General features: G+C 62.0%; 11 protein-coding genes and 1 pseudogene. 4 read left to right on the top strand and 8 right to left on the bottom strand.

The annotated features are described in order from the left end of the window. Positions 1-221: 221 nt before the first annotated feature. Positions 222-554, bottom strand: coding sequence for a DUF2958 domain-containing protein (locus FV226_RS18240; RefSeq protein ID WP_147763994.1), 333 nt, complete (start codon positions 552-554; stop codon positions 222-224). A gap of 220 nt (positions 555-774) precedes the next feature. Between FV226_RS18240 and FV226_RS18235 the strand changes: the two genes are divergently transcribed. After that, positions 775-1344, top strand: a complete 570-nt coding sequence (locus FV226_RS18235) for a site-specific integrase (RefSeq protein WP_147763993.1) — start codon at positions 775-777, stop codon at positions 1342-1344. A gap of 43 nt (positions 1345-1387) precedes the next feature. Here the strand turns inward: FV226_RS18235 and FV226_RS18230 are convergent, their stop codons facing one another. From FV226_RS18230 to FV226_RS18200, 4 genes are all read right to left on the bottom strand, one after another. Beyond that, positions 1388-1669, bottom strand: coding sequence for a DUF2312 domain-containing protein (locus tag FV226_RS18230; RefSeq protein ID WP_147752161.1), 282 nt, complete (start codon positions 1667-1669; stop codon positions 1388-1390). A 1653-nt stretch (positions 1670-3322) separates the two neighbouring features. Further along, on the bottom strand, positions 3323-4090 hold the full coding sequence (locus FV226_RS18210; RefSeq protein WP_147752158.1) for an ABC transporter substrate-binding protein: 768 nt from the start codon (positions 4088-4090) through the stop codon (positions 3323-3325). Positions 4091-4193: 103 nt separating this feature from the next. After that, entirely contained in the window at positions 4194-4991 is a 798-nt protein-coding gene (locus FV226_RS18205; protein ID WP_246691647.1) for an amidohydrolase family protein, read from the bottom strand. Between the two features lie 124 nt (positions 4992-5115). Next, a complete protein-coding gene (locus FV226_RS18200; RefSeq protein ID WP_187273760.1) occupies positions 5116-6447 on the bottom strand; it encodes an MFS transporter in 1332 nt (443 codons plus the stop codon). Between the two features lie 604 nt (positions 6448-7051). On the opposite strand from FV226_RS18200, the gene FV226_RS18195 reads away from it, so the two are divergent. Then, entirely contained in the window at positions 7052-9166 is a 2115-nt protein-coding gene (locus FV226_RS18195) for a TonB-dependent siderophore receptor (protein ID WP_246688155.1), read from the top strand. A 260-nt stretch (positions 9167-9426) separates the two neighbouring features. Here the strand turns inward: FV226_RS18195 and FV226_RS18190 are convergent, their stop codons facing one another. Beyond that, the gene (locus FV226_RS18190) at positions 9427-10320 is read right to left on the bottom strand and encodes a LysR family transcriptional regulator (RefSeq protein ID WP_147752155.1); all 894 of its coding nucleotides are present in this window, start codon (positions 10318-10320) and stop codon (positions 9427-9429) included. 96 nt (positions 10321-10416) lie between these two features. On the opposite strand from FV226_RS18190, the gene FV226_RS18185 reads away from it, so the two are divergent. Then, a complete protein-coding gene (locus tag FV226_RS18185; protein WP_147752154.1) occupies positions 10417-11538 on the top strand; it encodes an aldo/keto reductase in 1122 nt (373 codons plus the stop codon). Positions 11539-11841: 303 nt separating this feature from the next. Here FV226_RS18185 and FV226_RS18180 read toward each other — a convergent pair. Then, positions 11842-12120: pseudogene (locus tag FV226_RS18180) on the bottom strand (helix-turn-helix domain-containing protein); the annotation flags it as partial. A gap of 366 nt (positions 12121-12486) precedes the next feature. Between FV226_RS18180 and FV226_RS18175 the strand changes: the two are divergent. After that, positions 12487-13056, top strand: coding sequence for a site-specific integrase (locus FV226_RS18175; RefSeq protein WP_147752166.1), 570 nt, complete (start codon positions 12487-12489; stop codon positions 13054-13056). Between the two features lie 3 nt (positions 13057-13059). Here the strand turns inward: FV226_RS18175 and FV226_RS18170 are convergent, their stop codons facing one another. Then, the gene (locus FV226_RS18170; RefSeq protein ID WP_147763990.1) at positions 13060-13389 is read right to left on the bottom strand and encodes a hypothetical protein; all 330 of its coding nucleotides are present in this window, start codon (positions 13387-13389) and stop codon (positions 13060-13062) included. Positions 13390-13551: the final 162 nt, after the last annotated feature.

Genomic DNA, 13551 nt, shown 5'->3' with positions numbered 1-13551 from the left:
ACTCAATAACGCCATGTCGATCACTCCATGACCCCCCGACCAAAAAGCCAGGGGTGGGTTCAGACACGGGTCACTTCTCGATGGAAACTTCCGGCTCCGCCGGGTCAACTCTCAGCGGAAATCAACAGTCCGCTTACAGGCAGGCGCTGAAACGCGATGAGTGGCCGGGTTGGGTCGAAAGCCGACCTAAGGTATGGGCACCATCCTTCAGATTTCGACTACTAGTCAACGATACGACCTACGGCTCTCGCGGCCCGCGCATATACGGAGATTGGCTGCGTACCCCGGAACGAGAGGTCGCGTTCCAAGCCAATTGCGAGACCTGCGCTTACCTCTTTGAGTTCGTCCAAGCTCACGTAGCCCAGCTCGGGTTCGCCTACGCCAAGATCACAGAGCCCGAAGAGGGTGTCACCGTCGGCATCCAGCTCGCAAAGCAACCAGGTCGCCGGCCCCACGGGATTGAACAGCTTGACCACGGGATGGTGATCTCTGTCTCGCTGTCGGCCGTTGGCTAGGAGTAATTCTCGAGTAACAGCATCAATCAGGGGCAGCATGCGTATCCTCACTCTGGAACGAGCGAGACGTGCTGCCGAGAGCATCAAAGGGCGAGCATAACCACGATGAACTTCGTCCGGATAAAACATCATAAAATACAGTTTATATTAGGTTTGCCTCTAAGTCATTGAAGTTGCTGAGTTTCAATAACCACTCGCTCTGTGCCCGTTCTGGAAACAACATGTTTTGTCGCTGATGCGCACAAAACATGAGGTCCTAATGAAACAGGCGCGCGTGCCCACCGAGGGGGAATTCAAGCGGCTGGCGGCGGTTGTCAGCCAGGGCAAGTTCGGTCCGCGCAATCGGATGGCCCTCATGCTGAGCTACCTCGCGGGACTGAGGGTAGGCGAGATTGCGTCCCTCAGGTGGGGCGACCTCGTCGATGGCGAAGGCAAGGTACGCGAGCAGCTTCGTCTCTGCGCGGCTGTTACCAAAGGCGGCCATGCCCGCGTGGTGTTCATGAACGCCCGGCTACGCAAGGAGGTGGAGCAGTACCGCAGCAGCCTCGCGCAGCCCCCTGCCCTGCTGCAGCCCATGCTGGTTACTCAAAAGTGTTCTGCGTTCAGTGCGAACACGCTGTGCCAGCTCATGCGGGGCTGGTACGATCTGGCCGGGTTAGATGGCGGCTCAAGCCACAGCGGCAGACGCTGGTTCATCACACGTCTCGCCCATGCTGGGATCTCGCCCAAGGCGATCATGATGCTGGCCGGTCATCGTCATCTATCAACCACGCAGCGCTACATCGACGTGAATGACGAGATGATGCGCGCTGCCGTGGAGATCCTCTGAACCCCACGACAGCTCGGCGTTCGCCTACGTTAGCGATTGCCGCTCAGGCAGCCTCGGCCATCGGCGCTGGGCTCGGAGCATCCATCGCACGCATGTAGACGTCGAGCAGTGTCTCGTGCTCGTCCCGCTCGTCCTGATCGAGCTTGCGCAGCTTGAGGATCTCCTTGAGGATTTTCACGTCCAGCCCCTCGCCCTTGGCCTCCAGGAAGATCTCCTTCTTGGCTTCCATCAGATCCTTGATTTCCTCATCGACCTTCTCCACGCGCTCGATGATCGAGCGGATACGGTCGCCGGCAACCCCAACGGTGTCGATGGTGTCGGACATGCTTCCTCCTCAGCGAATGCAGGGCGGCAACCTCGCGGGTTTGGGTAAGCAGATGGTTAATGCTGATGGGCGATCCCGGCAGTACGAGCGGCCTCTAACAGTCGGGCTGCGGACCGATCTGTTGGCTTCACCACTCTTCAACCATGCGGCGCGAGGATGGGACCATGCTGAATCTCTCACCGCCACGCGCCATCACGTTCCTCGTGTCGCTCGTACTCATCGGGCTCGCCGTCGCTAGTTTGTACATGCGCATCCCAATGATCGGACCCATAGTAGTGAAGTTCAGGACTTGGTTTTTCGTCGGTGCTTACGTTGTTCTTGCCCTTGGCATCGTGTCAAAAAGCTTGTGATGACGAGAATTTTCCAACCGAACGTGACCTAGACAAAGAACAGAACCATCCCATATGATGTGCATCTGCAGTCGGCGTGATTTGCATCGCTGAGCCAGATTTTGTCAGGATTTTTCCATACATGAAGCGTCGCAGCGCGCGCCCGTTCACGGTCGAGATCAAGCATACCCGTACATCCCGCGCCTCGCTCACCGAAGCCACAGCACATTCCCGTAAAGGTCAGGACCTGTGGGGGGGGCTGACGGTAGCCGCTGCTGACAAGCCTGCCGAGATGCAGCCTGCACCCCTGCTTCACTCCGAAACTTCACGATCTCACACGCCAGCTCGGCGGGTGCTGCCGAGCCTCGTGCCGATATTTGATATGCCTGTCGAGCCCGAAATCCTTGAAGTGCGTAAAGCGCCTGTAGAGGAGCGGCTGGCACGCGTGCGTCGTGTGAAGCCCCCGGCTAATCGTACGAAGGCCTCGTCTGTAGCTACAGCCGCGAAACCGGGTGCTGATGAGGTACATACGCAAAGGCCAGCTACTGCTTCGGCTGTTGTCGCTATCGCTGAGGTTGATGCCAGCGCAAATCCGCAGTCTGCTGTTGCGCGTGTGCGTTCCGCAACGCGCACCAAGGAGGTCACCACCTTGCGGCCCGGTGAGCGCTGGAAACGTAGGCTTCCGCGAGCCCTCTGGTGAATTGATAGCCCTACCTTCCTCGGTACCTGAACTCGCCGAAGTTCAGATCTCACAGAGCGTGGATGGCCATCAAAGCTGGGTAATCAGGCGATCTAGTAGTGCTCACCACGCAGACTGTCGCCGTCTAAACCAAAGGCAATTAACTCCCGGCTGCTAAGCTGACCAAGTTGATCAGAGTTGTTCATGCAAGCCCTCAGGGCCTCACCTTATGCAGCGTCGTGGCCGCCGAGAAGCAGCGCGAGCTCACGCCTGCCGAGTATTGGCGCTTCATTCAGCCTGAAGGTATGATCAGCTTTGAGGACGGCAAAGAGTACAAAACGCTGAGCTGGTAGCTCGTACGGCTCGGTCTCATGTCGGAAGTCTACAGGGCCTAGTGGGGCCTCCCTGCCGATTATCCCATGACGGTCTCGGCTTACTCTTCGGATTTGCACGAACGGCAGAATTAGGCAGCTTACACGGAAGCGGACCTTCTGCATCCGACCCAACCTGGTCGCGAATGCCGCCAACAACGCTACCCGAAAGCGGACCTCTACATGGAATGTCGACAGGATACCGTGGGTATGCAATCGCCGACTTTTTCGGAACCTGTCGGATTTAGGAGAACACTCCTGTACCGGATGATTTTTACGGGCGATTGCCGGTGATCGTTGAACCGGTTTCAAGCGGCGCGACGAGCGCTCTATCCTGTCCGCTTTCAGCCAAACCTTTCTCAACCAACCCCGAGCGCTTGGCGTCCTCGGTGAAGTCCATGAGAAAGAGGAGGCCTGCTGGTCGCCCGGGGATCATGCACATTGCTTGGTCGATGGCCGTGAACCGGCCGTTGACCACTCGAAGGCCACTGCGTTCGCGCGCGACCCGTTCGAGGGGTTGCCGGACACCGGCCGCGGCCTCCAACCCGTGGTCGAGGAAGAGATCGACCGCTGCGGCCGAGGTCGGCGCCCGCACCAGTTCGGCATGTCGCAATGTCCGAGTGAGGAACAGGTCGTATGCGGCGTTCAAGCCGACAGCGATGCGTATCCCGGCCCGGTCTAAATCGTCGATCCCATGCAGAGGTGAGCCGACGAGGACCAGATAGGTACCTTCGATGTTGACGTAGGGTGCCGTGAACGCGAGCTCGGCGGCACGTTCGGGCTCGCGGGCGAGGAATGCCACATTCACCTCGCCTTCCTTCAAGGCTTCGAAGGCCTTGCCGGCGGCCTCGAAGGCATGGAACTCGACCGGGACGCCAAGCCGACGAGCCAACTCCGTGGCAAGGACGACCGAGACGCCGCGGGGCTCGCCCGCGACGGGGTCTCTCTGGGCCAGGACCGGATTGCCAAAATTGATTGCCGCGCGCAGGACGCCGGTCGGTGCGAGATCGGCCCGGGCGGCGGTGAGATCGTTCGTGTTCATGCCGTTCCTTACACCTGCCCGATGTCGATCCGGGCATCGGGCGCCCACCGACGTCGACGTCGTGCTTCCCGACGCGGCCCTCCTTGCTGTCGTCACGTCGTCTCTATCGGCGCGTCATCCAAAACAGCCTGCGCGGCGCTGCATCCAGGACGACGCGGCGATCACCCGGATCCGGGACCCAGACGTCCAACTCGCCCCGCACCTGGCTGTAACCCGTCGTCGCCTCGAATTGGGTGTTAGGCCAGTCGCTTCCCCAAACGAGATGATCGAGACCGAAGCTCTCGCGCAGCAGCGGCATCGCAGCCGCCGGTAAGCCGGCACCGTTGCGGTACGAACCAGAGATCTTGACCCAGACGCGACCCGTATTCCCCGCGGCCAGCAATTGCCGAAAACCCAGATCGTCGATGCCGAGCTTGGGGTCAGGCTTGCCGAAGTGGTCCGCCACGACCTTCACGCCGCTCTTCAGCAAGAGGGGGAGCAACTCCGGCCATCGACGGGCCTCCGCCTGGATCTCGACCTGCCAGTCGAGATCGGCGAGGTGCTTCAGGAACATCGGCCACGGATCGGCATCGAACCGTGGGTTCTGCCCGCCGATCAGGTTGAGCCGGATGCCGACCACCCCGGCGGCAGCGAGTTCCCGTAGCGCATCCTGCTGGATGTCGGGCTGCACGACGGCGATGCCCCGGAAACGGTCCGGGTAACGTCTCAGCGCCTCCAGCATGTAGCTGTTGTCGGTTCCGAGAAAGCTCGGCTGGACGAGGACGCCATTCGTTATGCCGTTGGCTTCCAGATTCCTGATGTAATCCTCCGGCGTCGCATCGTAGTCGGGCGCATATCGACTATTGGCGGCTAACGGCAGGCCACGCTTGAAGACATGCGCGTGGGCATCGATAGCCGTCATGGCGGCTTCCTGGGCCGCGCCGTGTTGCGACCAGGCACTCGCCGCAGCCAAGCCTACGATGGCACCATGGAATACGCGTCGCGAAATCATCGCCGCTTCCTTGCGATCATGGTTACGGTCAAAACTATTCCGCGGCGGCCGGAGCAGGGGCTGCGGCCCGGGCACGCAAGCCGCGGCCGAGGATCAGGGTCATGATCGCGCCCGAGCCGGTCAGGAATACGAGGGGCAGTAGCGCGAGGGGGAAACTGCCGGTCTGGTCCTTGATCACGCCGAGCAGCCACGAGGCAATGCCGGTCCCCAGATGCGAGAGGGTGTTGATCGCCGCAATCCCGGCAGCGGCGGTGCCCACCGAAAGCCATTCGGTGGCCATTGCCCAGAAGGGTCCCTTGATCGCGTAGTTGCCCATCAGCACGAGGCTCAGCAGCACCATCGTCACCGTAAGCGAGGAGGTGAGGTTGGTTGCGAACAAGCACAGGCAAGTCGCGGCCAGCGGCAAAGCCGTGCTCCACACCCGCTCGCCGGTCCGGTCGGCTCGTAGACCCCAGAAAATCATGAACACCGAGGCGATGCCGAACGGGATCATGTTAAGCAGGCCCGTTTCCAGATTGGACAGGCCGAACGCCTTCAGGATCTGCGGCTGCCACAGCGAGAGCGCGTTGCTGGTGGCCGACGACCCCGAGTAGATCAGCGCCAGCGCCCAGACGTACTTGTTGGTCAGCACCTTATGCAGCGGCAGGTGGTGCCCGACCGGGGATGTCCCGGAGCGATCCGCCGCGAGTTGATCCTGAAGCCATGCCCGCTCCTCGGGTGAGAGCCACTTAGCCTCCGCCGGTCGGCTCGGCAGCATGAACAGGGCGCCCAGCCCGAGCAGCACCGCCGGGATTGCCTCGACGATGAAGAGCCACTGCCATCCGTGCAGCCCAGCGGCACCTTCAAGCTGCAGCAGGCCTGCCGAGATCGGCGAGCCGAGGAAGCTGGAGATCGGGATCGCAACCATGAACATGGCGACGATGCGGGCGCGGTACGCCTTGGGGAACCAGTAGGTCAGGTACAGGAGCGCACCGGGGAAGAAGCCCGCTTCGGCAGCGCCGAGAAGGAATCGGCACAGATAGAAGCTGTAAGGGCCGACGATGAACGCCATCGCCACGCCGACCATGCCCCAGGTGATCATGATACGCGCGATCCAGAGCCGCGCGCCGAACTTCTCCATCGCGATGTTGCTCGGCACCTCGAACAGCACGTAGGCGACGAAGAACAGGCCACCACCGATGCCGAACATGGCCTGCGATAGGCCGAGATCCTTGTTCATGGTGAGGGCGGCGAAACCCGCGTTTACCCGATCGACGTAGGCGATAAAGTAGCAGAGCACCAGGAACGGGATGATCCGCCAGCCCACGCGCCGCATGACGGCGGCTCCATCAACGGATCGGTCTGGCGAGGTCGGCGTGGCGTCCATATCGTGTCTCCCACCAAGATCCGATTTTTTCTTGGTTCACTCCATATCGTCGATGTGAACCCTCTTGGAACGGCGCTTCGGGCGTTCTGGGATCGATTATCCGAAATTGTAGGGGCTCCGTCGTCAAAGCATTCGATCCGCCGAGGCATCAGTGGCCGATGGCTATTGAACGTCGATCTGCCCTCGTTGAGACCGCGGTTCAGCGAACGTCGGAGGCGATGCGTTCCCTGCCGCCACCATCTTGTCTGACCTCAAGCTCACCACGCTTCGAAGCGGAGAGACCGGTTCCCACCCAACCCGATCGTAGAGCGGACGGACGGGTCTCGACTTATCGTTGCTCCTCAATCGCCCTGATCACTGTCACGCTAGGGCCACACGCGAATGCTTAAGGGCTGATTTTTTAGAATGATTCGAGACGCATCATGGGCCACATTGAAGCTTCTACAAACAAACCTTGTTCACATAGATTAATGCCGCCTTGACCGCTTTTGTTTCTGGATTGTAACGATGCCGCCTCAATAAAGGCTGGTTATCGTCTGTGACTCTTCCGCACCCAAAATTCCGAAGCGTAATCCATCTCGCAGCGTCAACCGCATTAGTATTATTGGCCCAATCAGGCTCGCTAGTCAGCTTCGGACCCAGTTCTGCGGTAGCCCAGCTTGCAACTGACGCTTCGCAGGAGGTGCAGCTCGACGAGCTGTCCGTCGTAGGCAATGGCGGAACGGCTAACGGGCCGCCCCGCAAGGTGGATGGCTACCTTGCTCGTGAGAGCGTCAGCGCGACACGTACCGACACGCCTCTTCGCGAGGTGCCTCAGACCGTGGTCGTCGTGCCGGACAGTGTTCTCCAGGATGCCGCCGCGACGCGGGTCGACACTGCCCTCGACCTCGCCGGCGTCGGCCGGGCCAATAACTTCGCCGGCCTTGGGCTGACGGAGTTCACGATCCGCGGCTTCAACACCGGCGAGTATTACCGCAATGGGTTTCCGATCAACCGCGGCTTCCCGAACTCGCCGGACGTGGTCTCCATCGAGCGGATCGAGGTGCTGAAGGGTCCCTCAGCCTTCCTCTACGGCCGCGGCGATCCCGGTGGGACCTTCAACATCGTCACCAAGCAGCCGCTCGCCGAACGCGCCCTCGCGATCGGCACGCAGTACGGCAGCTTCAACCAGAAGCGCAGCACCTTCGACGCCACCGGTGCTCTCGATGAGGAGGGGCGGGTGCTCGCTCGGGTCACGGGGGCCGTCGAGGATAATGGCAGCTTTCGCGACTTCGTGAGCGGTGACCGCTTCTACATCGCCCCCGTCATCGCCTGGAAGCCGACCGCCGACACCACGATCACCTTGGAGGGCGAGGTGATGAGCACCGCCACGACCTTCGACCGGGGCGTCGTGCCGATCAACGGCAACATCCGCGCACTTCCACGCAACCGCTTCATCGGCGAGCCCGGCATCCCGCCGGTGCGCAACGACAACGCTCTGGGGCAGCTTCGCATCGAGCACAGGCTCGACTCGAACTGGGTAGTGACGGCCGGCGCCCAAGCCCTCGGCGGGCGCCTATTGGGCGACGGCGTGGGCGCCATGAACGTCCTGCAGGACGGCCGCACCCTGCGCCGCACCTTTGAGCACCGGGACCTGAGCTGGTCCGACATCGACCTGCAGCTCAACCTCGCAGGCAAGTTCGAGACCGGTCCCTTCCGGCACACCTTGTTGATGGGCTTCGAGTACGACAGCTACCAATACCGCGAGGTTTTCGACCGCTCGAACGCGAACCTCTTCCCCTTCACCCTCGACCTGTTCGCCCCACGCTACGGACAGGCGGCGCGGCCGCCGCTCGCCTCGATCACCAACTTCCTCCAGAACACGGAGAGCTACGGCGGCTACGTTCAGGACCAGATCGACATCACCCCACGCCTACATGCGCTCGTGGGCGTGCGCGTCGAAAGCCTTGGCCTGGTCTCGACCGACTACCGGACCGGGCGCTCCACCAGCCTGCAGGACACGGTCGCGACGCCGCGCTTCGGCCTTTCCTACGATCTTGCGGACACGGTCTCGCTCTACGGCAGCTATGGTCGCTCCTTCCTACCAAACACCGGCACGAACCGCGCGGGGCAGCCCTTCGCCTTCCAGCAGGGTGAGGGCTATGAGATCGGCACCAAGCTCAGCCTGCTCGATGGGCAGCTGAGTGCCACGGCAGCCCTGTTCGACATCCGGCGCACCAACGTCCTCACCGTTGATCCGGTCGATCCGAACTTCAGCGTTGCAGCCGGCGAGGTCCGCAGCCGGGGCTTCGACTTGACCGTCGCCGGCTATCTGGCGCCTGGCTGGCGGATCATCGGCACCTACACCCATGCAGACGCCGCCGTGGCTCGCGACAATACGCTGCCCGTGGGGACTCGGATCGCCAACATCCCCGCCGACACCCTCGCCCTGCAAAGCGTCTACGAGTTCCAGGGGGCGGAGCTGCGCGGCCTCGGCTTCGGTGGTGGCGTTACCCATGTTGGCGCACGGCAGGCCGGGACGGCCCTCTCGACCTTCCGTCTGCCGGACTACACGGTGTTCAACCTGATCTCGTATTACTGGATTACGCCGCAGGTGCGGGTCTACCTCAACGTCGACAACCTGCTCGACACCACCTACTACGACCGCGCCTTCCAAAACCGCTACGCCACACCCGGTACGCCGCGCACGATCATGGGCGGGGTCGCAGCACGATTTTGATGTCCACCGCTGCAAGGAAGCGGCATTCCATGGTGGATCACCGGCCTGTGAGATAGCTGCGTCCGCTGGGATGCTTGAGCCGCCTGAAATCGGACTGGCAGTGATCCACCCGGTCCCGTCTTAGAGCGAACAGTCGGCACCCGACCCGACCTCGCCGTTCCACCGCTTCTCTCGGCTGGCGAAAAGCTGTCGGACCGCTGCGTGGCGAGACAACCACGCTGCGGTCGTCGGAAACCGCGACGGCGATGGAACGGATCAGGTCATGCCTGCACCCAACGCACGGCATCGATCAGGGCACGAAGCGCCGGTGTCGCCTGCTGGCTCGGATGGTAGAGGTGGTAACCGGGAAAGGGCGTGCACCAGTCCGCAAGGACCTGCACGAGGTGGCCCGCCGCGATATCAGCTGCCGCATCCTCCTCCAGCATGTAGCCGAGTCCGGCGCCGGCCCGCACTACGGCCCCTGTCAGGACCGCATCGTTGACGGTGAGTTGGCCGCCTACGCGAACGCGAACGTCTTGGCCGTCGCGCGCGAACTCCCACGGCAGCAATCCACCCCCGCCGACCAGCCGGTAATTGACGCAGTTGTGCGCCTCCAGGTCCGCCGGCGTCTCGGGCCGTGAATGGCACGCAAAATAGGCGGGTGTGCCGACCACGACCGTGCGCAGGTCCGGCCCTAGGCGCACGGCCACCATGTCTCGCTCCACCGTTTCGCCGAAGCGGATGCCGGCATCGAACCGATCCGCGACGATGTCGGTCAGGCGATCGTCGATGACGATCTCGATGGAGACGGCCGGATGATCGAGGAGGAAGCGCGGCAGGGCGGGGTCGAGCACGTGGCGCGCGGCCGAGGAGAAGGTCGTTAGCCGCAGCGTCCCGGATGGCTCACCCCGCCAGTCGGCGAGCGCAGCGAGCCCGCTTTCGACCTCCGCCAGCGCTGGCGCCAATGACCGCATGAGCCGCTCGCCCGCCGGCGTCGGAGCGACGCTGCGCGTGGTTCGCGCGAGCAACCGAACGCCGAGTCGTTCCTCCAGCCCCCGTACGGCGTGGCTGAGTGCCGAGGGCGAAAGGCCGAGTTCGGCCGCCGCACGCGTGAAGCTGCGGGTGCGCGCCACCCTTGCGAACGCCGCCAGATCGTCGAGTGTGCCCCGTCGCATTGCTGCATCCCGTTCATAAGCCCTTGCGGATGATACGGGCTAATCCCCCGCGAACGGCGGCGCTATCCTGTGCGGGATCAGCAGGGATATGCAACAATGGACCTCACCCACTACCGAACGCTCGGCCGCTCCGGCCTTGCGGTCAGTCCGCTCGCGCTCGGCACCATGACCTTCGGCACGGCGCGCTGGGGGCTGGACGAGGCCGGCAGCCGCGCCGTGTTCGACGCCTATCTGGAGCGGGGCGGCAATTTCGTGGACACGGCCGACGTGTACGCGGGTGGCGAGGGCGAGGCGATGCTCGGGCGCTTCATCGGCGAACGCGGTTTGCGCGACCGGATCGTCCTCGCGACCAAGTCGGGGTTCGCCACGGGCAACGGGCCGCACGCGGGCGGCAACGGTGCCAAGCATGTCCACGCGGCGCTGGAAGGCTCGCTGCGCCGCTTGCAGACCGACTACGTCGATCTCTACTGGGTGCACATCTGGGACGGGGTTACGCCGGCCGAGGAGTTGCTGGAGACCATGGCTGGTCTCGTGCGCGCCGGGAAGGTTCGCTATTGGGGCCTGTCGAACACACCCGCCTGGTACGTTGCCAAGCTCACGACGCTGGCCGCCCTGCGTGGGCTGCCGGGGCCGATCGCGCTGCAGTACTTCTACGCGCTCGTGAACCGGGAGGTGGAGGACGAGCACATCCCCCTCGCAGCCGAGTTCGGCTTGGGCATGGTACCGTGGTCGCCGCTCGCCTATGGGCTGCTAAGCGGCAAGTACGACCGCGCTACCGTGGAGGCGGCGGGTCCGCGTGTGGGCGGCTTGCCGAAGGATGCGGCGCAGTCGGGCGCGATGCGTTCCGCCGACGACAAACGGCTCGACGGGGCCAATCCCTTCGGCGACAGCCTGTTCACGCCGCGCAACTGGACCATCGTCGAAGAGGTTCGCCGGGTGGCGGAAGACATCGGGCAATCGCCGGCGCACGTCGCGCTCGCCTGGGTGATCGGACGATCGGGAGTCGCCTCGACGCTGATGGGCGTCAGTCGGCCGGCGCAGGTCACCGACAACATCGCCGCGCTTGATGTCGTGCTGTCTGAGGAGCATCGCGCCGCGCTGGATGCGGTCAGCGCACCGGCGGAACCGCGCCTGATCTACGGCCTGTCGCGACCGCCGTTGCGGCAAGCCGTCGTGTTCGGCGGCGCGCAAGTTCGGGCCCCGGGCGAGAGGCCCTGAGGAAAGCCTTTCCTCGCTTGCCCGGTCCCGGGTGTACCCAGCCTCCCTGTCCGCCAACTGCCCCAAGGCGACGCGCGAGCATCGGTCGGTACAGACGCCGGGCAAACGTCCGGCTTCATGGACATGCAACCAAAAAGCGGTCGGGCAGAAAGCCACCCAACTCATACCAACCGGCATTGATCAAAACCGATAGGCCCACTGGCGCAGTCCGATGGACATGATGAGCCAGGGTTGGGCGACGAAGCGTTTCCAGGCCTCACAACACCGATCGAGGATGTCGTCGTAGGAGGTGAAGATCCGCGCCAGCGCCTGGCGCTGCGTCTCGTTCAGCTTGGGACGGTTGCCGGGTGCCTTGCCGTCGATCAGGCCGATCGGTCCTTCGGCGTTGAAGGCCAAAACCCAGTCGCGCACCGTCTGCAGGCTCACCGCCCCGATCCGGGCGGCGTCCGTGCGGCTGCCGCCATCGTAAATCTCGTCCAACGCCAGCAGACGGCGGCCCTGACCCGCATCCCGGCCGGCCCTGGCCAGCCTCCGCAGATCATCGGCCGTGAAATCCTGCCGCAACGCCACCGCAGCCGACATGGCAAACCCTCCCGGTTCGCCTCATCGAATCAGATCCGCAAACGCAACGAAACTCCGTGAGTCACCCTCAGCGTCGATTGGTATCAGACGTAGATTATCCTCTGCCGGCCTGCCACGAAGCAGACCTTCCGAGAATTTGAAACGGATCGCTTGCAGATGGTTAGCTTGCCGACCCAAGCGCTGGTTGGCCGCGCGGATAGCGAAAGTTGATCTGCATAATCGACCCAACATCATAAAAGCTATGTTTTATGATATTCGATGTGAAGCTAAATCTCTGCTGGCGCTGATTTAGTTCTAGGCCTCGCCCTTCCAGCCAATTGGAAACAGCATGCTTTGTCGCTGAACCGCACAAAGCATGAGATTTCAATGAAGCAGGCCAGGGTGCCCACCGAGGCGGAGTTCCGGCGGCTTGCAGCGGTAGTGAGCCAAGGTAAATATGGGCCACGCAATCGCATGGCGCTGATGCTGAGCTACCTAGCTGGGTTGCGGGTGGGAGAGATCGCATCACTCCGTTGGAGCGATCTCCTCGACGACGAGGGCAAGGTACGCGAGCAGCTGCGGCTCAGCGCAGCGGTGACCAAGGGCGGCCATGCCCGCGTGGTGTTCCTGAACGCCCGGCTGCGCAGAGAGGTGGAGCAGTACCGAGCAAGCCTCGCGCAACCCCCTGGCCTGCTGCAGCCGGTGCTCATCACCCAGAAGCGCTCGGCGTTCAGCGCAAATACCCTGTGTCAGCTCATACGCGGCTGGTACGATGCCGCCGGGCTTGATGGCGGCTCAAGCCACAGCGGGCGGCGCTGGTTCATCACGCGGCTGGCTCATGCTGGTATTTCACCCAAGGCCATCATGATGCTCGCCGGGCATCGGCATCTCTCGACAACGCAGCGCTATATCGATGTCAACGATGAGATGATGCGGGCTGCCGTAGAGATTTTATAATATTCAAACAGCATGGTGATCCCCGAATTTCGACCAAACAGTATCAGGTGCGCCGTGCCACGCCGATTTGAATATCATGATATCATCATTGACTTTTCTGCATGAAGAAACATCCATGTTTCCACTAAAAAACTTCATCTTTATTATTTCAAGCATGTTATTCGGATCATGAATTTCTGGAAGAATTGTGAATACCATCCCGTTAGTTTTCTGAAGGCGGAGCCAATCTTTCAATGTAGTTAAATCTGCGCCAAATGCCTCGAAACAGTCACCCATTGGCTCGTTAGGAGCTATAATTGCTCGGAACTGAGCCTCAAACCATATGATTTTCATCTCGATAATCCCATTATTACCTTATTGTTTGTATTGAATTGATTGTATTAAGTTTAAGCTAACGAATGGGCCGCGCAGTTGCATAAGCAGTGCAGGGTTATGGCTAAAGATGCTGAAGGTTTGGCGTTCAATGCCTTCTAAGTCATCGTGAACGCGATGATC

Source organism: Methylobacterium sp. WL12 (genome assembly GCF_008039475.1).
Taxonomy (GTDB): domain Bacteria; phylum Pseudomonadota; class Alphaproteobacteria; order Rhizobiales; family Beijerinckiaceae; genus Methylobacterium; species Methylobacterium cerastii.
Note: the sequence above shows the minus strand (reverse complement) of the source record. Positions and strands in the feature narration are given on the sequence as shown.